This is a genomic window from Kribbella sp. NPDC000426 (genome assembly GCF_040300265.1).
GTDB lineage: Bacteria > Actinomycetota > Actinomycetes > Propionibacteriales > Kribbellaceae > Kribbella.
The window spans coordinates 361647-387703 of sequence record NZ_JBEPDK010000007.1; the positions used below are offsets into that span (position 1 = coordinate 361647).

The 26057-nt window shown below is 68.1% G+C and carries 31 protein-coding genes; 17 read left to right on the plus strand and 14 right to left on the minus strand.

All coding sequences use genetic code 11. The annotated features are described in order from the left end of the window. Positions 1–54: 54 nt before the first annotated feature. Positions 55–963 carry a DUF4349 domain-containing protein gene (locus ABT313_RS33320; protein ID WP_350862005.1) on the plus strand — a complete coding sequence of 303 codons (909 nt, stop codon included), beginning with the start codon at positions 55–57 and terminating at the stop codon, positions 961–963. On the opposite strand, the gene ABT313_RS33325 is transcribed toward ABT313_RS33320, so the two are convergent. Further along, entirely contained in the window at positions 957–1709 is a 753-nt protein-coding gene (locus ABT313_RS33325) for a ParA family protein (RefSeq protein ID WP_350862007.1), read from the minus strand. The genes ABT313_RS33320 and ABT313_RS33325 overlap by 7 nt on opposite strands. Before the next feature lie 61 nt (positions 1710–1770). Between ABT313_RS33325 and ABT313_RS33330 the strand changes: the two genes are divergently transcribed. After that, entirely contained in the window at positions 1771–2649 is an 879-nt protein-coding gene (locus tag ABT313_RS33330; RefSeq protein ID WP_350862009.1) for an alpha/beta fold hydrolase, read from the plus strand. On the opposite strand, the gene ABT313_RS33335 is transcribed toward ABT313_RS33330, so the two are convergent. Further along, on the minus strand, positions 2646–3686 hold the full coding sequence (locus ABT313_RS33335; protein WP_350862011.1) for a hypothetical protein: 1041 nt from the start codon (positions 3684–3686) through the stop codon (positions 2646–2648). The genes ABT313_RS33330 and ABT313_RS33335 overlap by 4 nt on opposite strands. Then, a complete protein-coding gene (locus tag ABT313_RS33340; protein WP_350862013.1) occupies positions 3683–4213 on the minus strand; it encodes an RNA polymerase sigma factor in 531 nt (176 codons plus the stop codon). The genes ABT313_RS33335 and ABT313_RS33340 overlap by 4 nt, the downstream gene beginning before the upstream one ends. A 194-nt stretch (positions 4214–4407) precedes the next feature. Between ABT313_RS33340 and ABT313_RS33345 the strand changes: the two genes are divergently transcribed. Genes ABT313_RS33345 through ABT313_RS33355 form a run of 3 tightly spaced genes read left to right on the plus strand, consistent with a single transcriptional unit; the run spans position 4408 to position 5879 of the window. Further along, a complete protein-coding gene (locus ABT313_RS33345) occupies positions 4408–5217 on the plus strand; it encodes a hypothetical protein (RefSeq protein ID WP_350862015.1) in 810 nt (269 codons plus the stop codon). Further along, the gene (locus tag ABT313_RS33350; RefSeq protein WP_350862017.1) at positions 5214–5525 is read left to right on the plus strand and encodes a hypothetical protein; all 312 of its coding nucleotides are present in this window, start codon (positions 5214–5216) and stop codon (positions 5523–5525) included. Before ABT313_RS33345 ends, ABT313_RS33350 begins: the two co-directional genes overlap by 4 nt. Positions 5526–5564: 39 nt before the next feature. Then, positions 5565–5879: a hypothetical protein gene (locus ABT313_RS33355; protein WP_350862019.1), complete on the plus strand. Its 315-nt coding sequence runs from the start codon at positions 5565–5567 to the stop codon at positions 5877–5879. A gap of 7 nt (positions 5880–5886) precedes the next feature. Here the strand turns inward: ABT313_RS33355 and ABT313_RS33360 are convergent, their stop codons facing one another. The 7 genes from ABT313_RS33360 to ABT313_RS33390 form a co-directional block, all read right to left on the minus strand. Further along, the gene (locus ABT313_RS33360) at positions 5887–6840 is read right to left on the minus strand and encodes an ABC transporter ATP-binding protein (protein ID WP_350862021.1); all 954 of its coding nucleotides are present in this window, start codon (positions 6838–6840) and stop codon (positions 5887–5889) included. 1 nt (position 6841) lies between these two features. Then, positions 6842–7657, minus strand: coding sequence for an ABC transporter permease (locus tag ABT313_RS33365; RefSeq protein WP_350862023.1), 816 nt, complete (start codon positions 7655–7657; stop codon positions 6842–6844). Continuing rightward, positions 7650–8447, minus strand: coding sequence for an ABC transporter permease (locus ABT313_RS33370; RefSeq protein ID WP_350862025.1), 798 nt, complete (start codon positions 8445–8447; stop codon positions 7650–7652). The genes ABT313_RS33365 and ABT313_RS33370 overlap by 8 nt, the downstream gene beginning before the upstream one ends. Positions 8448–8680: 233 nt before the next feature. Beyond that, positions 8681–9520, minus strand: a complete 840-nt coding sequence (locus ABT313_RS33375; RefSeq protein WP_350862027.1) for an alpha/beta fold hydrolase — start codon at positions 9518–9520, stop codon at positions 8681–8683. 77 nt (positions 9521–9597) lie between these two features. Beyond that, complete coding sequence (locus ABT313_RS33380) at positions 9598–10467, minus strand: RecB family exonuclease (protein WP_350862029.1); 870 nt, start codon at positions 10465–10467, stop codon at positions 9598–9600. Positions 10468–10480: 13 nt separating this feature from the next. Continuing rightward, on the minus strand, positions 10481–11098 hold the full coding sequence (locus ABT313_RS33385) for a MarC family protein (protein WP_350862031.1): 618 nt from the start codon (positions 11096–11098) through the stop codon (positions 10481–10483). Beyond that, complete coding sequence (locus ABT313_RS33390; RefSeq protein WP_350862033.1) at positions 11095–11976, minus strand: PHP domain-containing protein; 882 nt, start codon at positions 11974–11976, stop codon at positions 11095–11097. Before ABT313_RS33390 ends, ABT313_RS33385 begins: the two co-directional genes overlap by 4 nt. Positions 11977–12079: 103 nt before the next feature. On the opposite strand from ABT313_RS33390, the gene ABT313_RS33395 reads away from it, so the two are divergent. After that, positions 12080–12478, plus strand: a complete 399-nt coding sequence (locus ABT313_RS33395) for an NUDIX domain-containing protein (protein ID WP_350862035.1) — start codon at positions 12080–12082, stop codon at positions 12476–12478. Position 12479: 1 nt separating this feature from the next. Here ABT313_RS33395 and ABT313_RS33400 read toward each other — a convergent pair whose 3' ends face one another. Continuing rightward, a complete protein-coding gene (locus ABT313_RS33400) occupies positions 12480–13205 on the minus strand; it encodes a helix-turn-helix domain-containing protein (RefSeq protein ID WP_350862037.1) in 726 nt (241 codons plus the stop codon). A gap of 85 nt (positions 13206–13290) precedes the next feature. Between ABT313_RS33400 and ABT313_RS33405 the strand changes: the two genes are divergently transcribed. Continuing rightward, positions 13291–14112, plus strand: a complete 822-nt coding sequence (locus ABT313_RS33405; protein ID WP_350862039.1) for an NAD(P)H-binding protein — start codon at positions 13291–13293, stop codon at positions 14110–14112. 17 nt (positions 14113–14129) lie between these two features. Beyond that, positions 14130–14885, plus strand: a complete 756-nt coding sequence (locus tag ABT313_RS33410) for a GNAT family N-acetyltransferase (protein ID WP_350862041.1) — start codon at positions 14130–14132, stop codon at positions 14883–14885. Here ABT313_RS33410 and ABT313_RS33415 read toward each other — a convergent pair. Next, on the minus strand, positions 14861–15262 hold the full coding sequence (locus ABT313_RS33415; protein WP_350862043.1) for a DUF4267 domain-containing protein: 402 nt from the start codon (positions 15260–15262) through the stop codon (positions 14861–14863). The genes ABT313_RS33410 and ABT313_RS33415 overlap by 25 nt on opposite strands. Positions 15263–15352: 90 nt before the next feature. Here ABT313_RS33415 and ABT313_RS33420 point away from each other — a divergent pair, with 90 nt between their 5' ends. The 3 genes from ABT313_RS33420 to ABT313_RS33430 all read left to right on the plus strand — a co-directional run bounded on the left by ABT313_RS33420 (position 15353) and on the right by ABT313_RS33430 (position 16998). After that, entirely contained in the window at positions 15353–15928 is a 576-nt protein-coding gene (locus ABT313_RS33420) for a TetR/AcrR family transcriptional regulator (protein ID WP_350862045.1), read from the plus strand. Positions 15929–16021: 93 nt separating this feature from the next. Beyond that, positions 16022–16576 carry a hypothetical protein gene (locus ABT313_RS33425; RefSeq protein ID WP_350862047.1) on the plus strand — a complete coding sequence of 185 codons (555 nt, stop codon included), beginning with the start codon at positions 16022–16024 and terminating at the stop codon, positions 16574–16576. Between the two features lie 38 nt (positions 16577–16614). After that, on the plus strand, positions 16615–16998 hold the full coding sequence (locus ABT313_RS33430; RefSeq protein ID WP_350862048.1) for a putative endonuclease domain-containing protein: 384 nt from the start codon (positions 16615–16617) through the stop codon (positions 16996–16998). 25 nt (positions 16999–17023) lie between these two features. Here ABT313_RS33430 and ABT313_RS33435 read toward each other — a convergent pair whose 3' ends face one another. Beyond that, positions 17024–17599 (minus strand): histidine phosphatase family protein, encoded by a 576-nt coding sequence (locus ABT313_RS33435; RefSeq protein ID WP_350862050.1) that lies wholly within the window; start codon positions 17597–17599, stop codon positions 17024–17026. Between the two features lie 116 nt (positions 17600–17715). Between ABT313_RS33435 and ABT313_RS33440 the strand changes: the two genes are divergently transcribed. Genes ABT313_RS33440 through ABT313_RS33465 form a run of 6 tightly spaced genes read left to right on the plus strand, consistent with a single transcriptional unit; the run spans position 17716 to position 25222 of the window. After that, on the plus strand, positions 17716–18744 hold the full coding sequence (locus ABT313_RS33440) for a LacI family DNA-binding transcriptional regulator (RefSeq protein ID WP_350862052.1): 1029 nt from the start codon (positions 17716–17718) through the stop codon (positions 18742–18744). A gap of 11 nt (positions 18745–18755) precedes the next feature. Further along, complete coding sequence (locus ABT313_RS33445) at positions 18756–20051, plus strand: sugar ABC transporter substrate-binding protein (protein WP_130439983.1); 1296 nt, start codon at positions 18756–18758, stop codon at positions 20049–20051. 5 nt (positions 20052–20056) lie between these two features. Next, positions 20057–20998: a carbohydrate ABC transporter permease gene (locus ABT313_RS33450; RefSeq protein ID WP_350862054.1), complete on the plus strand. Its 942-nt coding sequence runs from the start codon at positions 20057–20059 to the stop codon at positions 20996–20998. Continuing rightward, the gene (locus ABT313_RS33455) at positions 20998–21810 is read left to right on the plus strand and encodes a carbohydrate ABC transporter permease (RefSeq protein ID WP_350862056.1); all 813 of its coding nucleotides are present in this window, start codon (positions 20998–21000) and stop codon (positions 21808–21810) included. Before ABT313_RS33450 ends, ABT313_RS33455 begins: the two co-directional genes overlap by 1 nt. A gap of 10 nt (positions 21811–21820) precedes the next feature. Beyond that, positions 21821–23395, plus strand: a complete 1575-nt coding sequence (locus tag ABT313_RS33460; RefSeq protein ID WP_350862058.1) for a glucoamylase family protein — start codon at positions 21821–21823, stop codon at positions 23393–23395. 12 nt (positions 23396–23407) lie between these two features. Further along, positions 23408–25222: a GH39 family glycosyl hydrolase gene (locus ABT313_RS33465; RefSeq protein WP_350862060.1), complete on the plus strand. Its 1815-nt coding sequence runs from the start codon at positions 23408–23410 to the stop codon at positions 25220–25222. On the opposite strand, the gene ABT313_RS33470 is transcribed toward ABT313_RS33465, so the two are convergent. Then, positions 25128–25889: a FadR/GntR family transcriptional regulator gene (locus ABT313_RS33470; RefSeq protein WP_350862062.1), complete on the minus strand. Its 762-nt coding sequence runs from the start codon at positions 25887–25889 to the stop codon at positions 25128–25130. The two genes, ABT313_RS33465 and ABT313_RS33470, sit on opposite strands and share 95 nt — an antisense overlap. Positions 25890–26057: the final 168 nt, after the last annotated feature.

A 26057-nucleotide genomic window follows, 5' to 3' on the forward strand; every position in this document is an offset into this window, starting at 1 on the left:
CCCAGCCCCGCGTGGGCCGTCCTAGGGCGGTAACCACGAGAGAGGGGCTGGGTGATGGGGCGGATCAGAGCGGTAACAGCCGTGCTGGCCACAGCGGGGATCGTGCTGCTGTCCGGCTGTGGAGCGAGCAACGACAACACCAGCGGTACGAGCGAGGCCGCGCCCGTGCAGAAGCAGGGCTCCGAGGCGGCCGACGGCAACGCCAAGGCACAACCTCCGGCGCAACCGCAGGCCGGGAAGTCCCAGTCGAGCGGCAACGACGACCCGACGATCACGCGGGCGATCATCAAGACCGGTTCGCTGACCGTCGAAGGCGACGACGTCTCGGACATGCGCCAGAAGGCGGTTCTCGCGATCGCCGGCCTCGACGGCCAGGTCTCGTCCGAGGACACCGGCAGCGACCCGGACGGCAAGGTCACCCGGGCGAACCTCGTCCTCAAGGTCCCCACCAAGTCCTTCGAGACCGCGATCCAGCGGCTCTCCGATCTCGGCAAACGTCTACAGATCCACCAGGAGTCCACCGACGTGACCGAGCAGGTCGTCGACGTCGCCAGCCGGATCGAGTCCCAGCGCGCCAGCCTCGAGCGGATGCGCGCGCTGATGACCAAGGCGAACACGATCGCCGAGATCGTCTCGGTCGAGAGCGAACTCACCCGCCGCGAGTCCGACCTGGAAGCGCTCCTGGCCAAGCAGAAGAACCTCTCCCTGCAGACCGATCTCGCGACGCTCACGCTGACGCTGACCGAGAAGGGCAAGCCGCCGGTGGAGACCGAACCCGCGCAGGACAAGGGTTTCCTGGCCGGTCTCAAGGGCGGCTGGCACGCGTTCACCGCGGTGTTCTCCGCGCTCGCGACCGCGGTCGGCGCGATGCTGCCGTTCCTCGTGCTGCTCGCGATCATCGCCGTACCGCTGTGGCGTTTCCGGCACCGGCTGATCCGGAAGCAGCCGACCGCGGGTCAGTGAAGCAGTGCGCCGGCCAACGCCCGGTAGGCCTTCGCGCCGGGCGAGGCCGGCGCCGTACTGAGCACGGTCTCCCCGATCGCCGGCGCCTCCGCGAACCGGATCGACTTCGGGATCGCCGGCTGCAGGACGTCGAGCGAGTACGTGTCCGCGATCGTCTCCAGCACCGCCCGGGCATGTGTCGTGCGTCCGTCGTACAGCGTCGGGAGTACGCCGAGCACGTGCAGGCCCGGGTTGGTCAGCTGCTGTACGTCGTGCACCGTGTCAAGTAGTTGCCCTACGCCACGATGTGCCAAGGTCTCGCACTGCAAGGGAATCAGTACGTCGGACGCCGCCGACAGCCCGTTCACCGTGAGCAGCCCGAGCGTCGGCGGGCAGTCCACGATGATCCAGTCGTACGACGAACGCAGCGGCCGCAGCGCGGTCCGCAGTACCTGCTCGGGACTGCTGTCGCGGGCCAGCCGCACCTCGGCGCCGGCCAGCTCGATCGTGGCCGGCACCAGGTCCGGCGCGTCGTCGAACTCGACCAGCACGTCCTGCGCCTTCACGCCGCCGAGCAGCACGTGGTGGATCGACTTGTCGAGGTCCTCGGGGTCGATGCCGACCGAGAACGTCAGGCACGCCTGCGGGTCGAGGTCGACGAGCAGCACCCGTTGGCCGAGCTCCCCCAGGGCTGCGCCGAGGGTGGCGACGGTGGTCGTCTTGGCCACGCCGCCCTTCTGATTGGCGACCGCGAGAGTGCGAGGCACCCGGCCATTGTGCCGCACCGTTGAACCACCTGACACAGCGGAGCAGTTACCCTCTTTACTTGTGAGTACGCCGCGTACGCTGACGCTGCCCGACGGGGTGCACCCCGAGACCCTCGAGACCGATCGTGGCTCGTTCGCCACCCTCACCGCAGTACCGCAGATCGGTACGCCGCTGGGCACTGTCCTGCTCGTGCCGGGGTGGACCGGGAGCAAAGAGGACTTCACGCCGCTGGTCGACCACCTGTGCCGGTACGGGTGGCGGACCGTCGCGGTCGACCAGCGCGGTCAGTACGAGACGGCCGGTCCGGCGGACAAGACGGCGTACTCGCTGGCTGAGCTCGGCGCGGACGTGGTGGCGATGAGCAAGGCACTCGGCGGGTACAGCCAGCTGGTCGGGCACTCGTTCGGCGGGCTGGTTGCGCGTGAGGCTGTGCTGACGGACCCGTCGGTGTTCTCCACGATCTCGCTGATGTGCTCGGGGCCGGGCGCGTTCACGGACCAGGAGACGCTGCAGGGCCTGCAGATGCTCGCGTTCGGGCTGGACAACCTGCCGATCGAGCAGGTGTACGACCTGAAGCTCGGGCACGACCGCGAGAACCCGGGGTACGTCGCTCCGCCGGAAGACATCGCTGCCTTCCTGCGGACGCGCTTCACCAGCAACGTGCCGATCAGCCTCGCCGAGATCACCCGGCGGCTGACGGACGCCGAGGACAAGACGGATCAGCTCGCCAAGTCCGGCGTACGCACACAGGTCCTGCACGGCGAGACCGACGACGGCTGGCCGATCCCGGTGCAGGAAGCGATGGCCGCGGCGCTCGGCGTTGAGGCCGAGGTCGTCCCCGACGCCGGTCACTCACCGGCCATCGACCAGCCCGCCGCGACCGCTCGCCTCCTGGTCGACTTCTTCCACGACTACCCAAGCCTGACCACGCTGGCCTAACGCACCGGTCGCACCTGAGGCTGGATGTCGAGCAGGCCCAGACCGACCGGGGCGAGGGCGGTCTTCACTTGCTCGGTGTAGACGAGCAGCTGAAGCGGCGCGGGGCCGCCGGTCATCCCATCGGCGCCGCCGCTCATGTAGACGCCGAGGCGCTGCTTGCTGAGGATCGTGTCCAGCTCGGTCCGGACGCGATCGCTGTCCGCGTTGCTCATCAGCACCGGCGTCACACAGAGGTTCCCGCTGTAGACCTTCTCGAACGAGGCCCGGAACGCGGCGAGATCTCCATGTGCGACGCCGACCATCACGACGACCGGGGCGTTGCGCGAGGAGCCGTTCGGGTAGTAGATGACGGGGCCGTACGCCTGAGCGGCGTTCGCGGTAAGGAATGCTCTGACCGCAGCGGAGGAGATGTTGCTCGGCTGGGACGGCCATCCGCCGGCGGGGGCCGCGCACGGAAGCTTCGGCAGATCGGACGGCTCCGGCTCGATCGCGGGCGACTGCGCCTGTACGTCGATCGTGCCGTCGCGCCAGATGCCGGTGACCGTCGCATGGCCGACGCTGACGCCCTTGGTCGTGGTCAGGCCGCCGACCTGGTCGAGCTTCAAGCCGTTGAGCTTGACCGCCGCGTCATCGGGGCAGCTCGGCGCCGGCTCCTTACCTGGCAGGTATCCGATCAGCCTTTCCGCCAGCGGCGCACAGAAGACCGGCTGCTTGCCCGGTGCAACGATAATCCGGCCGCTCACCTGGACCTTGTCGCCGGGCTTCACGAGCAGCTCGTCGTTCGGCTGGTGGTTGCCTTGGGCAAAGGACTGCTGCGGGCTCTGCGCCGGGTCCTGGTGGTTCGGGAGTACGGCGATGATGCCCGCAGCAACGACCGCGACACTTGCGGCCGCGAGGGCCGGCACCCAGCGGCGGCGGGGTCTGCGGCCACCGGTCAGCATGTACTCGAGATCGGGCTCGGGCAGCGCCTCCTGATCGGCCCGCCACTGAGCGCCCGCGCGCGTCAGCAGGTCGTCGATCTCGTCGGTCGGCTTCATTCTGTGACCTCCAGCAAGGTGCGGAGCCGGGAGCGGGCGTCCGAGAGGGTCGACTTGACGGTGCCTTCGGAGCAGCCCATCACTGCAGCCGTGTCGGCGATCGACAGGTCGGCGAAGTAGTAGCAGTCGACGGCGAGCCGCTGTCGCGCGGACAACGCCGTGATCGCCTGGTCGACATCCATCCGGGCGTCGAGATCCGGACGGGATACCGGTCCGGCGTCGGGCGCGTCGGCCAGCGACAGGTCCGGGCCGGTGCGCATCCGGCGTACGGCCTTGCGGGCCTGGTCGGCGGTGATCGCGAGCAGCCAGGCCGACGGGGTGCCACGGCTCGCGTCGTACTGCGAACGCTTGGACCACGCCCGCGCGAGCGCCTCCTGCACGATGTCGTCCCGGTCCGCCCCAACCGCCAACCGCGCCGCCAACCGAGACATCGCCGCCAGATGCGGCCGCACCCACCGCGCGAACCCAGGCCCGTCCCCCGGCGGCACCGTCACCCCAGCCACCGGCTCACCCGTCATCGTCGGCATACCTTCTCTACCCCCGAATCACCCACCCGGTTGGGTCCCTACCCGCATTTCAACGACCCCACCACCCCCAGGTCACCACCCACCAGCCTTCTATAACCCACCCGAGTTATCCACAGATCCCCAAACCCACCCCATAACCCCCCACCCCATTCCCTACGGTCAAAGAAGACCACCAAGAAACCAAGGGGGACCAGATGCCATGCGCGCCGGATCATCCGGCCGACCTCGCTGCCCTCCGTCGAGCCTTCGAGGCCCGCCGCCCACTCGACTGGGGCGACAAGCCGCTCGCCGCGGACGAGATCGCTCGCCGTTACGGCCCGAAGGCGGCCGGCAAGAGCCTCGAGTTGCTCCGGCGAACAGCTGAGATCGAGCCACGGGTCACCGCCCAGTTCCTCGCCTCGATCCCCACCGGCAGTTCGCCGTACCAGCTGAGTCGCCGGGTGAAATCCCCGGAGTCGCTGGCTCGCAAGCTGCGGACCTGGTCCGATGCGAACAACCGGAATCCGGTCGAGGACCTCCTCCGATACACCGTGCTGACCGAGTCAGCCGACGAGCTTGTCGCGTCGGCGCGCAGTACGACCGAGGCGCTGACAGATCGGGGGTGGCGGGTTCTGTACGCGATGCATTCCTACACGGACGGCTCGCGGTACAAGGGCATCCACGTGCATTTCGGCACGCCGGACATCGACCGGCTCGAGGTGCAATGGCACTCCGTCAGGTCGGCCGAGGTCAAGGAGCTGACGACCCGCTGGTACGAGGTCGAGCGCAGTCTCACCACCTCGGATGACGAGCGGACCGCTGCGCGTCAGAAGTGCGTGGAAGCATCAGCCCAACTTCGCACGCCGCCCGGGATCGATGCCCTCACACAGCTGGGCGGAAGACGTGTCAAGGTCAACAACTACAGTGACTCCAGACAGATGGTGACCAACCGACGACCCACCGCGACCGGACACCGAAGACGACCGGGGACAGATCGGGACCGAGGCGAGGGGATCGCGCGATGAAGCTCTACCTGGTGAAAGAGGACGACCGGCTGGTGTGGGTGGCGGCGTTGGCTCACGAGCACATGTACTCGTACGTCGCGAACACCGGGAAGTTCCACGACAACAATGCCCTGCGCAACGACTACTACATGGAGCGCTGGTTCACCTACGAACCAATCGGACCGGCCGACGCACGCCGCTTCATCAGCCAGGGCGTCGGCACCCTCGACGAGGACGACCAAGCCGACTCCCTCACCGCCTGGCGCGCCGACCCCAAACCCCTAGACCCCACCGACGTACTCTCCATCGCCGCCGGGTACACCGAGTAACCGCCAGCAGGTTCGGGATCGACAGAACGGGGCTTCACGATGACGCGGTTGTTCTTGGTCAAGGACGGGGAGACGGAGCTGTGGGTGGCTGCGTTGGTGGATGAGGACGTTTGGACGTACGTCGGGAACACCGGGAAGTTCCACTACAACGAGGGTGCCCGGCACGACTACTACTTCCTGAACGAGCTGCAGTACGTCGATATCGGGATCGCCGAGGCCAAGCGGCTGATCCGCGCCGGGGTGGGGACGGTCGACGAAGGCGAGTTGCCGGATGCGGTACGGCGGTGGCGTGCGGATCCGAAGGGCATGGATCCCGAGGTCGTCTTCGCCTCGATGGCCGCCGATCTCGCCTAGCCGACGGCTAGGACGGGGTTGGCGCGTAGAGCTGGGTTATGACGGATTCGATGGTGGGTTCGGAGACGGAGAGGTCTACGAGGGGGTAGTTGGCGGCGATCTGGGCGAGGAGTGGGGCGGCGCTGGTGGTGGGTGGGAAGGTGAGGTGCTGGCGGGGGCCGTCGACCTTGGTGACGGTGGCGCCTTCGACGGCGATGGGTGGGAGGGAGGTGGCGAGGTCGACCACGAGGGTGCGTGGGGCGGACTGGCTGGATTTCAGGCCGTCCAGGGTGCCGTCGAAGATCTGGTGGCCGTGGTCGATGACCATGACCCGGGTGCAGAGGGCCTCGATGTCGTCGAGGTCGTGGGTGGTGAGGATGATCGTCGTACGGCGGGCCGCGTTGATCTCGGCGAGGAACTCGCGGAGCCGGGCCTTGCTGATCACGTCCAGGCCGATGGTGGGTTCGTCGAGGTAGACGATCTCGGGATCGTGCAGCAGCGCGGCCGCGATGTCCCCGCGCATCCGTTGTCCCAGCGACAGCTGGCGAACGGGTACGTCGAGCAGGTCGCCCAGATCCAGCAGTTCCACGAACGTCGCGAGGTTCTCACGATGGCGCGCGAGAGGTACGCCGTACATCTTCTGCAGCACCGCGAACGAGTCCTTCAACGGCAGGTCCCACCACAGCGTCGTCCGCTGCCCGAACACCACGCCGATCCGCTTCGCCAGCTTCAGCCGGTTCCGGGACGGGTCCACGCCGGCGACCCGGATCGAGCCGCCCGACGGGACCAGGATCCCGGTCAGCATCTTGATCGTGGTGGACTTCCCGGCGCCGTTCGGGCCGATGTAGCCCATCACCTCCCCCGGCTCGACGGTGAACGACATCCCGTCGACCGCGCGCACCTCGCGTCGCGTCCGCCGCAAACCGGCCCGCGACGTGACCGTGAACGCCCGCGACACATCCGACAACTCGATGACAGGCATCTCAGCTCCCTGTACTGCGATAGCGACGAAGACCGCCGCGCCAGGCCAGCGCGGCGAGGGCGACCATGACGGCCGCGACCAGGGGCGACAGCAGTCCGATCCAGGACGGCAACCCCAACGGGGCAGGCTTACCCAGCAGGAACAGCACCGGGTAGTAGTTGACGAAGGCAAGCGGTACGACGAACGTCACGGCCCGCACGATCTCCTTGCCGAAGACCGTCAACGGGTACTGCGTCATCGCCTGCCCGCCGTAGGTGAACGAGTTGGCCAGCTCCGCGGAATCCACCGACACGAACTGGAACGCGGCGCCGAGCACGAAGATCGCGCCGAAGATCACCGACCCGGCGGCGATCGACACTGCCAGCATGATGCCGCGGGCAACTGTCCAGTCGATGTCGAGCCGGCTGAACGCGAACAGCATCACGACCAGCGCCTGCAACGGCCGGCCGATCCGCCGCAGCGCGAACCCGTCGGCCGCGGTCTGCAGGAAGGCCGGCACCGGCCGGATCAGGTACGCGTCGAACGACCCGGTCCGGATCCGCTCGCCGACCCGCTCGATCGACCCGGTGAACAGGTCCGCGATCCCGAGCGTCATCGAGGCCGTTGCGTAGAGCAACGCCATCTCCGCCAGCGAGAACCCGCCGAACGACGAGATGTGGCTGAACATCAGCGCGATCGCGACGAAGTCCATCAGGGTCAGCACCATCGAGCTGAACAGCATCAGGAAGAACGACGTCGGATACGCCATCGACGACCGGACCCACATCATGATCAGCATCCAGTACTGCGAAGGCGCCCGGAGCACCCGCTCAACCACCTTGGATCACCACCTTCCGGGTCGCCACCGATGTCACCAGCAGCGCGGACAGGAGCAGCACCGCGAGCCAGCCCAACTGGAACAGCAGCGCCGACCCCGCGCCACCCGGGCTCCGCCCGAGCCAGATGTCGATCGGCACCTGCATCGTCGCGGCCCACGGCGTCGCCCGGGCGACCTCCCCGATCCAGCCGGGGAACACCACCAGCGGCAGCACCATCCCCGAGAAGAACGTCGCCAGGACGAGGGCCAACTGCTCCATACCGCGCGTGTCGGTGATCCAGAACCCGGACAGCGCAACCAGGTAACGGATCGCGAAGCTGATCAGGATCGCCAGGAACACTCCGGCCGCAAACGCGAGCCACGCCAACGGCGTTGACGGGAACTTGAGGTCGAACACCAGCGATCCGACGATCAACGGTGCTCCGCCACGCACCAGCAACTGGAACAGCGCCCGCCCGAGGTCGACCGACAGCCACCACAGCAGCAGATGCGTCGGCCGGTACAGGTCCACCGCGATCTCACCGGTGCGGACCCGCTCCCCCAGTTCGCCCGTGGTCGTGGCGCCCCAGATCCCGACCGGCATCAGCAACCCCTGCTGCAGCCACACGAACGTCAGCGCGTCGGCGACGTCGTACCCGCCGAGGCCGGGCCGCTCGTGCCACAACGTCAGGTAGATGCCGCACATGATGAAGCCGAACACCGAATTCGTGAACGCGCCCGACACGGTGGCGATCCGGTACGTCGAGAATCGCCGGAAGGAACGTACGGCGATCGCCCAGTAGACACCCACTACCTACCTCCTCTCGCACTCGTGGTGGTGTCCGAGGAGCACAGCGGCACGCGGAACTGCCCCGAATCTGGAAGGACCCGGGGGTTCGGACACCACTGTGACGGCGTGCGAATCCACGCCGGATTGTCAAGGGCAGACAGGGACCGTACGCCGCGGAGCGCCGTACCGTCAACACAAATAACCGGTCCGGGTGCGAGACCCCTCAGACTCGCACCCGGACCGGTGGTCGCAGGTTAGACGGTGTCGGTCTTGAGCAGATGAGCGAGGTGGGTGGCGAACGGACCCGGGTGGCTCGAGTAGCCGCCGTGGCCGCCGGGGAACAGCACCACCGGCCAGCCGAGGTGGTTCGCGATGACCTCGATCGGCCGCCCCGGCAGGTGCGGGTGCGAGTCGAGCCCGGCCGCCGGAACGATCCGGTCCGCGACCCGCTTCAGTGCGTCGAGGTCCGGCTCGTAGCGGGTGAACGGCAACAGCTTGTGCTCGTAGAAGTTGGCCGCGTTCGCCTGCATCCGCTCCGCGAGTTCGCGGTACTCCGGCAGCAGGTCCTCCAGTGGCGGCATCGCGTCGCCGTCCATCCCGGTGCCCATCATGAACACCACGTCGGCCGCGGTCAGCCCGTCCTGGCGGTAGGTCTCGTACACCTCGCCGAAGAACGCCCGGGCGTCGTCCGCGTCTGGCAGGACCTCGGTGCACGGCGGCTCGTGCGCGACCAGCATCCGGACCCGGTCGGGGTACCGCGTGATCAGCTCGAGGCCGGTGATCGCGCCCGAACTGCTGCCGAAAACATAAGCAGGTTCACCGTCGCCGACCGCGTCGAGCAGCGCGAGCGCGTCCTCGGCCGACTGCTTGACGCGTTCGTCCGTCGCGTCGCCGTCGTACCGGCTCCGCGAGTTGCCCCGCGGGTCGTAGGTCACGACCGTGTACTCCGCCGCGAGCTGCCCGACCATCCCGGAGAACACGCCGGCATCGGTCCCGCCGCCGGCGATCAGCAGCAGCACCGGCCCCGAGCCGGCGACCTCGTAATGCAGCGTTGCCCCCGGCACCACCAGCTTGTTCACAGTCTTCGCACCCATCACGCGAACCCCTTTCATCCACCCTCAGGGTTCACCCACCCGCTGGCACCGAACGCACACGGCGCTGGCACGCAGACTCAGCCGGCCTCTTCGGTCGGGATCTGGTTGCTTTCGTCGAGACCTGCCCACGGGTCGCGTGGTGGGGATTCGCGGCGGCCCTGGGGGCAGATCTTGGCGAAGTCGCACCAGCCGCAGAGCGGGGACGGCTCGGGCGGGAAGGCTTCGTCGGCCTCGGCGGGCGTCAGACCCTCGCGCCAGCGGGCCTCGGCGGCTGCGGCGTCGTCGGCCATCGACTCGGCCCGGCGCTGGTGGCGGCCGAGGGACTCCTCGTCGTGGTCGGCCGCCGCGACGGTGTTGGTCGGGAGGTGGTGGAGCTCGACGCGGGTGCACGGTTTGTGCAGGACCCGCCGGGCGCCGAGGACGTACAGAGCCATCGCCAGCGACGACCGCGCATCGACGGCGGTCAGCGGCCGCCGGCCGGTCTTGTAGTCGACGATCGCCAGCTCGGTGCCACCGCTTCCGTCACGTGCCGGGCGTTCGTCGATCCGGTCGACGCGGCCGCGCAACGACGCCCGCTCGGTGGTGAAGGCGACGGTGCGCTCGACGCCGCGGGGTTCGTAGTACGGGTCGGTGTCGCGCAGGTAGCCGATGACCATCTCGGTCGAGCGATCGCGCCAGTCCAGTGACTGCTGCTCGTCGCGGAACCCCTCGCTCCGCCAGCTCGATCGCATCTTCGCGACAACCTCGTCCGGCGTACGACGGGCCGCGGGCCAGCGCCCGAAGAAGTCGGCCAGCACCTCGTGGACGATCGCGCCGACGGTGTTGTGCGCCCAGGGCGGACCCTTCGGCGGACGCGGGGTCTCGAGGTAGGTGTAGCGGTACTTGCGCTTGCAGTCCGCGAACGTCAGCAGTTTGGTCGGCGTCGCGACGAACAGCCGCGTCGGCATCCCGGGCAGCATCTCAGCCCGCCTTGATGAAGTCGGCCACCGCGTCGGCGACGAGCTGGACGGCGATCGCGCTCAGCAGCAGACCGGCGATCCGGGTGACGAGCAGTACGCCGTTCTCGCCGAGGATCCGCATGATGATGCCGGAGAACCGCAGCGTCAGCCACATCACGATGTGGATCGCGACGATGCCGACCGAGATCGCGACCACGTCCGGCAGCGATCCGTTCGCCCGCTGGACGAACACCATCGTGGCGACGATCGCGCCCGGCCCGGCGAGCAACGGCGTACCCAGCGGGACGAAGGCGATGTTCACGTTCTTGGTCTGGACCGGGTCCTCGGCGGTGTCGGTCAGCAACTGCAGCGCGATCAGCAGGAGCAGCAGGCCGCCCGCACATTGCAGTGCGGGCAGTGTGATGCCGAGGTGCTGCAGGATCTGCTGGCCGAACGCCGCGAACACGACGATCACACCGAATGCGACCAGCACCGCCTGCCAGGCGGCCTTCTTCCGCGCCGCGCGGGACTGTCCGGCGGTCAGCGAGATGAAGACCGGCACGGTGCCCGGCGGGTCCATGATCACGAACAGCGTGACGAAGACCGAGCTGAACAGACCCGCGTTGATGACACTGTTCACGGAAGGTAGGCCTCGGGAACCTGTGCACCGGAGGCGGCCGCGTTGTTCTTCGCCGTCTCGAGCAACCGCTCCAGCTGCTCCGGCTCGGTGGAGTTGACGCCCAGGTCGTGGTCGATCTTGCCGGCGCCGTGGTGATCGCTGGAGCCGGTGTAGAAGATGCCCAGGTTGTCGGCGATCGCGCGCAACGCCGTCCGGGACTCGGGTGAGTGGTCCTGGTGGTCGACCTCGATGCCGGCCAGGCCGTGGTCCTCGACCAGGCGGGCGAGGTTCTCCTCGGTCATCACCTTGTAGCTGGACCGGCCCCACGGATGCGCGATCACGGGCACACCGCCGGCCTCGCGGACCAGGTCGATCGCGCGTCCGGGCTCGAGGGCGTAGTGCGGGACGTGCCCGGCGCGGCCGTCGGCCAGATACCGGTCGAATGCCTCGGTGCGGTTCGCGACCGTGCCGTTGGCGACCAGTGCGTCGGCCACGTGCGGGCGGCCGACCGACGGCGTACCGGTCGCCTGGGCCAGCACTTCCTCGACCGTCAGCGGTACGCCGATGCTGTTCAGCCGGGCCACGATCGTCGGGATCCGGTCGGTGCGGCCGTCGCGGATCACCTGCAGGTCCTTCGCCAGCGGCGGGTACGACGGATCCGGCAGGTACGCGAGCAGATGGACGCTGATCCCGTTGAGCTTGCAGGAGATCTCGAGCCCCGGCACCAGCCCGACCCCCAGTTCCTCCGCGGCCTGCCGGGCCTCGACCCAGCCGTCGGCCGTGTCGTGGTCGGTGAGCGCGATCACATCGAGCCCCGCCTGCTGCGCGTGCGTCATCAGAACGGGGACCGGATCGGTGCCGTCCGAGCGGTTCGAGTGGGTGTGCAGGTCGATGCGCACGAGCGGTACGAGTCCCTTCGCCGGTCAGGTGTCACCGATGATGCTAGCGGCGTTCACCGACGAGCCCTGGTACTTATGCACAGAAGCTCTATCCTTCCGGTGCATGGAGCGCGTCGACTGTGTGGGAGCCCTCGTGTACGACGAGGAGCGCCGGCTGCTCGTGGTGAAGCGGGCACACGATCCGGGCCGGGGGCTGTGGTCGATTCCCGGCGGCCGGGTCGAACCGGGTGAGGACGACCCCACGGCCGTCGCCCGCGAGGTCGCCGAGGAGACCGGCCTGACCGTCGAGGTCGGGGATCTGGTCGGTGAGGTCGAACGGCCCGGTCCGCACGGAACGCTCTACGTGATCCGCGACTACGAGGCCACGGCCGTCGGCGGAACGCTCACCGCGGGTGACGACGCTACGGACGCTCGCTACGTCACACGGTCGGAGTTCCTCGCCCTCTCGACGACCGTACTGCTCGTTTCCACGCTGGAACAGTGGAACGCGCTCCCAGGTTGAGTCAGCAGCTGCTGAGCGGGACCTTGCCGGTGGCGAACGCCTTCGGCGTGACCCCCATCAACGAGCGGAAGTCCGCGATCAGGTGCGACTGGTCCGTGTACCCGGAGTACGCCGCCACGTCCGCCCAGGACCCACGCGACTGCCCGATCACGTTGCGTACACGGGTTATTCGAGCGAAATGCTTGGGCGACACACCGACCGCCTCTCGGAACACGCGCCGCAGGTAGCGGTCGCTCACCCCCAGCGCGGCCGCCGTCTCGTCCACCCGTCGTGGCGTCGCCATCCCGCCAGGTCCTTCTGCCAGCTCGGCGACGGCCTGGCTGACGAGCCGCAACCTGTCGGGCAACCGATGCGGCAACCGACCGACCAGGAAGCGGCCGAGCACCTCGACCGCGGCGGCAGGACGGTCGCGATAGTCCGCCAGGCGCTCCGCCAGGTCCGACGGGCCGACAACCTCCTCCAACGGGACGGTCCGATCGACCAGCTCGTCCGCGGCGGTGTCGAGCAGCGCCATCACCCGACCCGGCCGGATCCGGAGCCGCACACACACCGGCAGCTCCTTCGTGACGTGGTACGACGCCTTGGTCCGCGGACCGGCGACGAGTACGTCGCTCTCGCCCGCGCGCGTCATCCGCCAGACCACGGTGGTCGCCGGGTCGGGCGGCAGCACGGTGACCGGGGTGGTCGCAGGTTTCAGGGTGACGGTCTCGATCCAGGGGTCGTGCACGCTTCGAGCGTAGCCAGCCGGCGGGCCGCACCGTAGTACCGAAAGTTCCTATCCTGCGGTGGCGCGGGCCGGGCAGGGTGGCGGCATGATCCTGGTTACGGGTGCGACCGGCACCATCGGCAGTGAGCTCCTCCGTCAACTGGTTGCCTCGGGCATCCCGGCCCTGGGGATGACGCGTGGCGAGCGACCTGGTTTCGTCCAAGGGGACTTCGACGATCCCGATTCGTTGCGAAAGGCAATTGATGGCGTGGACACGGTGTTCCTGCTCAGTGCGCCAGGGCCCCAGGTGCCGGCGCACGATCGGGCGATGGTCGCAGCCGCGGTCGACGGTGACGTGCAGAAGATCGTGAAGCTCTCGGCTGTCGGCACAGACGACGAAGGGATGCCGGGGAACTGGCATGCGCCCGGCGAGCGTGCGGTGCGGGAGAGCGGGCTGGCGTGGACGATCCTGCGGCCCGCCGGGTTTGCGTCGAACGTACTGCGTTGGCTGCCGGCGATGCGGGCCGGGCAGCCGATTCCCAACCAGACCGGGGACGGCGAGCACGCGTTCGTCGATCCGCGTGACGTCGCGGCCGTTGCTGCGGCGACGTTGGTGTCTGGCGATCACGACGGGCAGACGTACACGTTGACCGGGCCGGAGTTGTTGAGCGTGCCGGATCAGGTCGCGGTGATGTCCGACGTACTCGGGCAGAGGCTGCGCGTGGTCGACGTACCGCTGGAGGTCTATGCGGAGCAGTTGCGCGCGGCGGGATTGGACGAGGCGTTCGTTTCGGTTGCGTTGCGGGGTGCGGAGTTGGTTCGCGATGGTGGGGCGCGGATGCTGACGGATGACGTGGAGCGGCTGCTGGGGCGACCGGCGGCGACGTTCCGCGGGTGGGTGGAAAGCAGTCGCGCGGCGTTCGCCTGATCGGTGAGACTGGGCGGATGGACGACGCTGAGCTGGTGCGGGCGATCGAGGACAACGCGACCGAACTGCTGATGGCGATGGGCGCCGCGGGCGGCGGCGAGCAGCGCGACGACGCCGTTGCCCGGTGGACCATCGGCGGGTCGCCCATCGATTACCACAACGCGGTCGTGGCGGCGTCCGACGAACGGGCCGCAGCGGAATCCCTTGCGCTGTTGAGGAAACACAACGTGCCGGGCTGCTGGCATGTCGGTCCGTCGATGCAGATCCCTCGCGAAGCCCTGACCGCGGCGGGCTTTGTGGACGGTGGCTCGGAGCCGGGGATGGCGGTGCGGATCGACGAACTGGTCCCGGCCGAGATGCCCGGGTTGTCGCTCACGCGGGTCGGCGACGACGACGCCCTGGCGGTGTGGGAGGCGACGCTCGGCCGCGGCTTCGGTGAGGGTGAGCGGGAGGCTCGCTGGGTGGCGTCGGTCTACCAGAAACTCGGGTACGACGACCCGTGGCAGCACTACATCGGCTGGCTCGACGGCTCGCCCGTCGGCACGGTGACCGTGTTCCTCGGAGCGGGCGTGGCCGGGTTGTACTTCGTGATGACGGTCCCCGAGGTACGCCGTCGCGGGATCGGGGCAGCGATCACGTACGGCGCACTCCGCGACGCGAGCGCGGAGTACGCCGTACTGGGATCGTCGCCGGCCGGGCGGTCGGTGTACGAGCGGCTCGGGTTCCGCGAGTACTGCACGATCGAGCTCTACGAGTGGACGCCGACCGGCTGAGGCGTCTCGACCGTACGGCGCTCGCGCAGCAGGAGGAAGGCGTCGAACAGCATCACGACCGCGGTCAGGCCGTGGATGCCGAGCGCGGTCGCGACCGTGCCGCCGTGAGTCAGGACGGTGATCATGTCCACGATCGGGACCAGCGTGGTGATCGCCATCAGGACGCCGGTGGCGCGCCGCTGCTTGAGCGCGAACAGCGCGAGCAGGTTGAGGCCGAGGACGATGTCGCGGATGCCCTTCGCCACGAAGAAGCCGCCGGCGGCGGCCGTGATTCCGTAGCCGGCTCCGGCGCCGGGCCCGTCGAACAGGAACCGGGTGCCGAAGGTGAGCGGGAAGAGGGCGAGCAGAACGGTCAGGACGGTGGTGAAGCGGCGCATCGAGATTCTCCTTGATCTAGCAGCGCTAACTTTCCTAGCAACGCTAACACTGCCGTTGCTAGATTGTCTAGCGGTGCTAGGATCCGGAGTATGCCGACCCCGACACGTCGCGAGCGGGCCCGCGAGGAGCGCCGTACGCTGATCCTCCGCGCCGCGCGCGATCTCGCCGAGTCCGAGGGCTGGGACGCCGTCACCACCCGCCGCCTCGCCGAAGCCGTCGACTACAGCCAGCCCGTGCTCTACGGCCACTTCAAGAACATGGACGCGATCGCCGACGCGGTCGCCCTGGAAGGCATCGAGGAACTCACCGACGTCTTCCGCACGGCCCGCTCGAACGCAACCGACGACAAGGCCGGGCTACGCGCGCTCGCACACGCCTACCTCGACTACGCCGACCAGCACCCGGCCGTCTACGACGCAATGTTCGTCCGCCGGACCGACCTGCAGTTCGGCCGGTCCGAGACGCCGGCCTCACTCATCGATGCCTTCAACGAGATCCGCGCCGTGGTGGAGCCTTTCGGAAGTAACGACCCGGAGACCCTGACCGAAGTCTTCTGGGGCTCCCTCCACGGCCTGGCCACCCTCACCCACGGCGCCCGCCTCCGCCCCGACCACCGCAACGCCCGGATCGATCTCCTCGTTGCCCAGTTCTCCGGAACTTATTAGCCAACTACTGCCACAAAAGCTCCGGAAAACCGCGACTCTCGTGTTGTCCACAGGCCTGGAGCGCCACGACTGCAGGATCCGTCATCCTGGGGCGTGGAGTGGTGGTGGCGCGGGCCGTTGCAGGCGAAGGGGATCGATGCGCTGATCCGGGACCAGGGCCAGATCGTTTCGCGGGCTCAACTGCTTGCCGCGGGATGGCCGGCGGACAGGATCCGGGGGCCGCTGCGGAACAGGCGCTGGCGTGCCGTCCACCCGGGCGTCTACGCGACCCACACCGGACCGATCGGGTACGGCGAACGCCTGCTCGCGGCACTCTTGTACGCCGGACCGGAGGCAGCCTGGAGCCATTACACCGCCGCCGAGCAACTCGGTTTGCTGAAACCGGATGCCAACCGGCCCGTCTTCGTCACCGTCCCCGAGCGGCGGAAGGTCCGGCCGCAGCCCGGGATCGTCGTTCACCGCGACGAGCACTGGGCCGATCGACTCGCGCCGGTCGCTCCACCCCGGCGTACCCCCGCGGACGCCGTCCTCGACATCGTGGGCATCAGTCCATCGGTCGACCACGCCGCCGCGGTGATCGCCGAGGCCTGCCAGAGCGGACGGGTGGTTCCGGCGGACATCCTGAGTGCGCTGGCCGGCCGCGACTGAGGCATCGCGGGAAGCTGCGGCCGATCATCGCCGATGTAGTGGCAGGATCACACTCGCTGCTGGAGATCCGCTATCTACGAGATGTCGAGCGCCGGCACGGGCTCCCGCGCGGACAGCGGCAACGCGCGGTGGATGGCGAGTTCACGGACGTGTTCTACGCCGGGTTCGGTCTGGTGGTGGAGCTCGACGGGAGGCTCCACCTGGTACCACGGCAACGGTGGCGGGACCTCGACCGTGACAACCGCGCGACGCTGCGCGCCGAGGCCACGCTGCGGTACGGGTGGTTCGATGTCACCAACCGCGCGTGCGATGCCGCCGTACAGGTACTGCGGGTCCTCCGCCGTACGAACCCGTCCCTCACCGCGACCCCATGCTCGCCGACCTGCCCCATCTCCGATCTCCGGAACATTTCTGCCATCTAGCGCCAGATAAGTTCCGGGAAGGCGGTCAGCTGTTCCAGTGGAGGATGGCGGGGGAGCCGCGTTCCCAGCCTAGGGTTGAGACGGTGGCGGTGTTGAGGACGAAGTGACGGCCTTCGGTGACGTCGAGTTCCAGCCAGCGGGCGGTGAGGCCGCGGAGGGCGTGCGAGTGGCCGAAGACCAGGACATCGCCCGGTACGGCGGCTATGCGGGCGGCGACCCGGTCGAGGCGGGTGGTGAGCTCGGCGGGCGTTTCGCCGTGGGGTACCGGATCGTCCCAAACCGTCCAGCCGGGGACGGTCTTGCGGATCTCCGCGGTGGTGATGCCTTCGTAGTCGCCGTAGTTCCACTCGACCAGGTCGTCGTCGACCTCGGCGTCGGGATAGCCGGCCAGTTCCGCCGTACGCCGCGCGCGCTGCCGCGGTGAGGTCAGCACCAGGTCGAACGACTCCCCCGCCAGGCGCTCCTTCAGCCCCGCCGCGACCCGCTCGCCCTCGGGCGTGAGCGGGAGGTCGGTGACGGACGTGTGCCGACCCGATCTGCTCCATTCGGTCTCACCGTGCCGAACCAGGAAGACCCGGTCGTCCCGCTCCTGTGTGGTCACGCCTGCATCCTCGCAGACCACCGGCCGATGGCGCGCGAGGCCTTGACCGTTTGAACGATCCAGGGCAGGGTATCCAAACTGTAAGCGCTTCCACTTTCCCCTCAGGAGTGAGCACAGTGGCATCCGGACCCACCGGGCGGCCGGCGACGATCTACGACGTCGCGGCGCTCGCGAAGCTGTCGATCGCGACGGTTTCGCGTGTCCTGCAAGGGACCGGGCCGGTTTCGGCGAAGGCGCGGGCCCGGGTGGACCAGGCGGCACAGGAGCTCAACTACGTTCCGTTGCGCGCCGCCCGGAGTCTCGCCGTCCAGCGGCACGAGGCGCACGGGCTCGTGCTGCCGGACCTCGCCGGTCCGTTCTACGGCGACCTGCTGATGGGGTACGAGCGCTGGGCCGGTGAGCACGGCCAGAGCGTGGTGATCACAGTGACCCACGGCAACCCCGAGCCGAGCCGCACCGTGCGGGACCTGGCCGGGCGGGTCGACGGGATCGTTGTCCATGGCAACGCTCTGGACCTGGCCACGATCCAGGGCCTGCGTAAGGCCGGCGTGCCGCTGGTGCTGGTGGCGCATCCGCCGCTCACCGGCTGCGACTCGGTCCGGACCGAGAGCGCGGCGAGCGCGGAGGCACTCACCACGCGGTTGCTCGAGCACGGCCGCACCAATCTGTTGTTCGTCGGCGATCCGGCCAGCTCGTACGACGTCTCCGAGCGGTACGCCGGGTTCGTGAAGGCGCTCGACACCCGCGGACTGCCGGTGCCGGAGCCGGTCCGGGTGCCGTTGACGGAGGAAGCCGGCCGGGCGGTCGCCGAGCAGTTGCTACAGGCAACCACCCACCCGCCCGACGGGCTGGTGTGTGCGAACGACGAGTTGGCGCTGGCCGCGATGAGTGTGTTCGCAACGAACGGGGTCGACGTGCCCGGCGACGTTGTGGTGACCGGATGGGACGACGTGATGGCGGCGCGCTATGTGTCGCCGGGGTTGACGACTGTGCGGCAGCCGATGATCGAGCTCGGCCGGCTGGCGGCACAGCGACTGCATGAGCGGGTGACCGGGGAACGGTCGCGCGCGCGGAACGACGTACTGGCGACACAACTCGTGCTGCGGGACAGCTGCGGCACGCAACCGGGGGATGTTATCGAGTGAGGAGACAACAGATGTTCACCCACAGCATCCGCCGCCGGCTGGTGATCGGCAGCGCTGCGCTCACCGCGACAGCACTTGCGCTGGCCGGCTGCGGCCGGTCGAGCGACTCCCCCGATGCGGGTTCCCAGGCCACGACGACTGTCAGCCAGGGACCCGCGACCGGGAACCTGACCGTCTGGGCGATGGGCACCGAAGGCGAGAACCTGCCCAAGCTGATGGAGCAGTTCAAACAGGCCAACCCGGGCGTGAACGTGACCGTCACGCCGATCCCGTGGGACGCGGCGCACAGCAAGTTCACCACCGCGATCACCGCGAACACGCTGCCGGACGCGGCGATGGTCGGCACCACGTGGATGGGTGAGTTCGCCGATCTCGGCGCGCTCGACCCGACGCCGCAGGGTTTCGACAACTCGGGCTTCTACCCGGGTGCGCTGGACACCACGAAGGTCGGCGGCACGCAGTACGGCGTTCCCTGGTACGTCGAGACGCGGCTGGTGTTCTACCGCAAGGATCTCGCCGCCAAGGCCGGTTTCAGCACGCCGCCGACGGACTGGGACGGGCTGAAGGCGATGGCCAAGGCGATGAAGGACAAGGCCGGCGCGAAGTACGGGATCAATCTGCAGCCGGGCGGTACCGGATCCTGGCAGACCGTGATGCCGTTCGCGTGGTCGGCCGGGGCGAACATCACCGGTGACGACGAGAAGTCGTTCACGTTCGACACGCCGGAGATGCAGGAGGGGCTCAAGTACTACCAGAGCTTCTTCACCGACAAGCTCGCCGGGACGGACCTGCCGCCGAACCAGACCGAGGCGCAGTTCGTGAACGGGCAGGTGCCGATGTTCATCTCCGGTCCGTGGATGGCGGGCTCGGTGGCGAAGGCGGGCGGGGACGCGATCAAGCCGAACATCGGCGTGTTCCAGCTGCCGAAGAACAAGACCGCGACGTCGTTCGTCGGCGGGTCGGACTTCGTCGTGTTCAAGTCGTCGAAGAACAAGGACAGCGCCTGGAAGCTGGTCAAGTGGCTGTCGGACGCGAAGACGCAGGCGTCGTGGTTCAAGATGTCGTCGGACCTGCCGGCCGTGAAGAGCGCGTGGCAGGACCCGAGCATCGCCTCCGACCCGCTGCTGCCCGTCTTCGGCAAGCAACTCGACGACGCGAAGGCCCCGCCGGCCATCGTCAACTGGGAACAGATCGCCGCCCAGTTCGACACCGAGGTGGAGAAGATGACCAAGGCCGGCCAGTCCCCCGCCGACACCGCCAAAGCCATCCAAACCAAGGCCACCCAGATCGGCGCCGGCGGTAGCTGATCACCATGACTGTCGTCACGGAGACGGAGGCCCGGGCGGTACGACGTACGCCGCCGCCCGGGCGCCCGCGCCGCAGAATCAGCCGTGAGTCCGCGGCGGCCTGGATTCTTGTCTTGCCGTTTGTTCTGCTGTTTCTCGCGTTCACGGCAGGCCCGGTGCTGGGCTCGTTGGGGATGAGTTTTACTGATATCAAGCAGCGGGATCTGCGGACGCCGTTTGCGGTGGACGGGGTTGGGTTCGGGAACTACGTCAAGGCGTTCGAGGACGAGACGTTCCGCAAGGCGGCGTTCAATACGGCGTACTTCGTGGTGCTGGGTGTGCCGTTGACGCTGGTGGTGGCGCTGGCTGCGGCGGTGTTGCTGGATCGTGGGGTCAAGCGGTTCCAGGCATTGTTCAAGGTCGGGTACTACCTGCCGGTGGTGACGTCGATCGTCGCGATCGCGGTGATCTGGCGGTTCGTGCTGGCGCCCGACTCGGGTCTGCTGAACACCGTGCTCGGCTGGGTCGGGATCGACGGACCCAACTGGCTGGCGTCGAAGACCTGGGCGATGCCGTCGCTGATCGCGATGGCGGTCTGGCGGAACTTCGGCTCCGCGATGATCATCTTCCTGGCCGGCCTGCAGGGCATCCCGCAGTCGGTCGAGGAGGCCGGCCAGATCGACGGTGCGGGCTCCTGGCAACGATTCCGGTACCTGATCCTGCCGTTGCTCAGGCCAACGATCCTGTTCACCAGCGTGACCACCGGGATCGGCTACCTGCAGTTCTTCGAGGAACCGTTCGTGATGACCCAGGGCGGCCCGTTGAACAGCACGATCTCGGTCTCGATGTACACCTACAACCAGTTCGGCTTCGGCAACTACGGGCTGGCCACGGCGATGGCGTACATCCTGTTCGTCGTGATCGCGGTGATCACGTTCATCCAGTTCCGGCTGCTGAGGGAGAAGTGATGCGCCGTACCTGGTGGATCTACCTGATCGGGGTGCTCGGCCTGGTGGCCGTGGCCGCACCGTTCCTCTGGATGGTGCTCGGCAGCTTCAAGACGCAGGGCGAACTGCTCCGCGTCCCGCCGACGTGGTGGCCGCAGGACGCCACCAACCAGAACTACAGCGACCTGTTCAGGAAGGCGAACTTCCCGCGGTACTTCGTCAACTCGACCCTGGTCGCGCTGGTCGTGACGGCCGGCAACCTGACCTTCTGCTCGATGATCGGCTACGCGCTGGCCAAGCTGAGGTTCAAGGGCCGCAACGCCCTGTTCGTGCTGGTGATGGCCACGTTGATGATCCCGGGCATGGTCACGTTCGTCCCGTTGTTCGTGCTCGTCACCAACGCCGGGCTGGCCAACAGCTACCCCGGCCTGATCCTGCCGTTCCTGGTCTCGCCGTTCGGCGTGTTCCTGATGCGGCAGTTCTTCCTCGGGCTGCCCGACGACCTGATCGACGCCGGCCGCGTGGACGGCAGCGGCGAGCTGGGCATCTTCGCCCGGATCATGCTGCCGCTGACCAGGCCCGCGCTGGCCACGCTCGGCATCCTCACCTTCCTCGGCTCCTGGAACAACTTCCTGTGGCCGCTGGTGATCGCCCAGACCGAGGACAAGTACACCCTTCCCGTCGCCCTGGCGCTGTACTCGACCGGACAGAACGCGCAGAACTACGGCCTGCTGATGGCCGGCGCGGTCGTCGTCGTACTGCCGGTGCTCGTCATGTTCCTCGCCTTCCAGCGGCACGTGACCAAGGGCATTGCCATTACCGGACTCAAATAGGAGACATCTGATGACCGCCAACATCAGTCGCCGGACCTTACTCGCATCGACCGGAGCGCTTGCGCTGGCCGGAACCGCGTCACCCGCCTTCGGAGGTACGCCCGATCCCGCCGTACTGCTGAAAGGCGGATGGCAGCCGAGCCGAGAGGACAAGGCCCTGGTCGGGCGGTGGGCCCGCGACACCTGGCGCAGCCTCGTCGCGATGACCGACGAGCACACTGGCCTGCCGGCCGACAACATCGGCGAGTCGGTGACGAGCCCGGTGCGGAGCAACTACACGTCGCCGACCAACATCGGCGGCTACTTGTGGAGCACGGTCGTCGCCAAGCACCTCGGGATCATCTCGCCGCAGGAGTCGCTGCGGCGGATCACGCAAACCCTGACGACGATGAAGAACGCCGTACACCACGTGCCGAGCGGGATGTACTTCAACTGGTACGACGAAGCGACCGGCGACGTGCGCGTGGTCGACCCGGACGGCACCAAGCCGATCACGCCGTTCGTGTCGAGCGTCGACAACGCCTGGTTCGCGTGTGCGCTGATGGTCGTCCGGAACGCCGAGCCGCGTGCTCGCGCGCTGGCCGACTCCGTGCTCGGCCGGATGAACTTCAAGTTCTACTACAACCCCGATGCTCGGCCCGGCGGCCTGATGCGCGGCGGATTCTTCGAGACGCCGCCGCCGGACGAAGAGACCGACAAGGGCAACCACGCCGGCGTCGGCCCGGATGTGTACTACCGCAAGTTCCATTACGACACCTGCAACACCGAGGCGCGCATCGCCGGGTACATGGGGTTCGCGCTCGGTCAGGTGCCGCACACGCAGTACTTCGCGACGTACCGCACCTTCCCGGATACGTGCGACTGGTCGTGGGTCGAGCAGAAGCCGAAGGGCGTGCACCGGACGTACCTCGGGCTCGACGTCTTCGAAGGCACCTACTCGTACCGCGGCATGCGGATCGTCCCGTCGTGGGGCGGCGACATGTTCGAATCGCTGATGCCCGACCTGTTCGTCCCCGAGGCAACCTGGGCGCCGCGCAGCTGGGGTCTCAACCACCCGCTCACGGTCCGCGCCCACATCGAGCACGGCCTCGACGACGCGAAGTACGGCTACTGGGGCTTCTCCCCCGCATCGAACCCGAAGGGCGGGTACTCCGTCTACGGCGTCGAACCGCTCGGGATGGATCCAACCGGTTACCCGTCCGACCTCGAGGGCACCAACTACGACGGCGGCTTCGAGGGCTGTCGAGAGGGCACGAATCCGAACCCGACGTACGGCGACGGGGTCGTCACCCCGCACGCCGCGTTCCTCGCGATGGCGTACGCGCCACGGCAGGCGATCGACAACCTGCACAAGATCGAGACCGACCTGCACGCGTACGGCGGCGGCGGGTTCTACGACTCGGTCGCGGTGAAGTCCGGGCTGATCGCGAAGCGGTACCTGTCCCTCGACCAGGCCATGGTGATGGGTGCCATCGGCAACGTGTTCGGCAACGACCTGATCCGGCGGAGCTTCGCCAGCCGGACGGTGGAGAGCCGGATCCGGCCGCTGATCGGGATGGAACAGTTCGAATCCGGCCTCGAATAGGAGACCCTCTTTATGCAGAACGACGCCGAGAGATCGGCACGGACCGATTGGGACGAGCGGATCGCGCTCCGCAGTGACGAGGAGCGCGAGTTCGCCTTCCCGGACCTCGACCCGCCCAAGGAGGTCAGCGCGGTCGGCGGTGTCGGTCAGGTGACGATCGACTGGTCGCCGGTCGACGGCGCCGCCGGATACCTGATCCTGCGCGGCGCCGGGGAGCACGGCCCGCTGCAGCCGGTCGATCACCACAGCCGCGACATCCTCTCGATCCCGGCGCCGCCGTACGTCGACACGACCTGCACGCCGGGTACGCCGTACCGCTATGCGGTGGTGAGCGTGCCGGAGGTGACGGCGACGAACGGGCGCCCGAGCGCGACCGCCGGCGCCGTACCACTGGTTGCCGACGGCACGGATCCGGCCGTGTCCGTGGCCGTGGATGTGGTTGCCGAGGGCACCGAGCTGCACCGGCCGTGGGTGCCGATGGTCGGCAGCGAACGGCTCAGCCAGCTGCTCTGCACGGATCGCACCGGCGGGCACGAGATCGGTGCGGAGCTCGAGGACGCGCTACGCAGGATGCACGACGAGATCGGCGTCCGTACGGTCCGTGCGCACGCGATCTTTCACGACGACACGCACGTGATCACCGAGTCCGGCTACGACTTCTCGGTCGTGGACACGATCTACGACAAGCTGCTCACGATCGGGCTGCGGCCCGTGGTCGAGCTCGGCTTCATGCCGCGTGAGCTCGCGAGCGATCCCTCGAAGACGGTCTTCGAGTACGGCGCGATCATCTCGCCGCCGGCGTCGTACCAACGCTGGCACGATCTGGTCCGGGCTCTCGTGCAGCACCTCGTCGACAGGTACGGGCTCGACGAGGTGCTGACCTGGGACTTCGAGGTGTGGAACGAGGCCAACCTCGAGGTCTTCTGGTCCGGCACCAAGGCCGAATGGATGCAGCTGTACGACGTGTCCGCGGCGGCCGTGAAGTCCGTGGATCCGCGTCTTGCGGTCGGCGGCCCGTCGTCGGCGGCGGCCGGTTGGGTGGACGACCTCCTCGACCATGCCAAACGGTATGGTATGCCGGTCGACTTCGTGTCGACGCACACCTACGGCTCGCCGCCGCTCGACGTACGGGCGTCGCTGGAGCGGCACGGGTTCGGGGACGCGCGGGTGTTGTGGACCGAGTGGGGCGTGACGCCGACGCACTTCAACCCGATCAACGACTCGGTCTTCTCCGGGGTGTTCCTGCTCCGCGGGATGAAGTCCGCGGCCGGCCGGATCGACGCGCTCTCGTACTGGGTGGCGTCGGACCACTTCGAAGAGCTCGGTCGTCCGCCGCGGTTGCTGCACGGCGGCTTCGGCCTGCAGACCGTTGGCGGGTTGGCGAAACCGCGCTTCCATGCGATGACTCTGCTGAGTCGGCTCGGCCCGGTGGAGCTCCCCGTCACCCTCAGCGGCGACGGCGCCGACGGTCTCATCGAGGCCTGGGCGTCCCGTGACCGCGACCGCGTCGCCGTACTGCTGTGGAACCTCACGCTCGATCAGACGAAGTCGGACGGCGCACCTGAGCTGGCCAGAACCATTCACCTCCAACTGCCAGGCGTTGATCCTTCCTGGCAAGCGACCGCAACCACGCTTGCGATCGGCGCCGGCGACATCGCAAAGGCCGCAGAAGGCCTACCTGACTGGCCGACCGACGACGAGCTGAGCGACCTCGGCGAGCGCAGCAAACTCCTCAGTACTCCACTGGAGTTGCACGACGGATCGGTCGAACTGTCCCTCCCGATGCCGAGCGCAGTTCTGGTGGAGCTTCGTCCTCGTCGAGATTGACCGCCTCCTGGATCCACCGTTCCACGCCCGCGATATGCACCGTCGCCCAGGACCTGGCCACCTCCGGCTCGCGCCCCTCGATCGCATCGAGGATGGCGCGGTGCTCGGCCAATGTCCGGGCGACGGCGTCGTTCTGCGTCAGCCCCCGCCAGATCCGCGCCCGGTACGTCGGTTGCCGCAGACTGTCGATAATCGACGCCAGCGCTCGATTGCCGCTCCCCAGCGCCACCACCCGGTGGAACTCAACGTCGCTGGCCAGCAGATCCTCGACCGACGGCTCCGGCCCGAGTTCGTCGAGCATCTTGCGGAGCGCCGCGATGTCGTCGTCCGCCATCCGCAACGCTGCACGCGCCGCCGCGGCCGGCTCGAGAATCCGCCGTACCTCGAAGAACTCCAGCACCGACGCGTCCTGATGCAGGTCGAGCACGAAGCCCATCGTCTCCATCAGCAGCGACGGATCGAGACTGGTCACGAACGTGCCGTCGCCTTGCCGGACCTCCAGCACCCGGATCAGCGCGAGCGCCTTCACCGCCTCGCGCAACGAGTTCCGGGACAGGCCGAGCCGGGCAGCCAGGTCGGCCTCCCGCGGCAAGCGATCGCCGGGCCGCAGCTCCCCGGCCACGATCATCTGCTTGATCCGATCGATCGCCTCGTCGGTGACGCGCATCGCCTCACCTCCTGAATCTGCTGAGACATCCGATGTTCCAGCACCATACATCGGATGTCTAGGGCTGAATTGCCGGTTCAGGTCGTGAATTATGGCCCTGAGGTGTTGACTCCGCGGAATGCATCCGACTATAGATCGGATGAATCAGTTAATTCCCCTGGAGGTCAG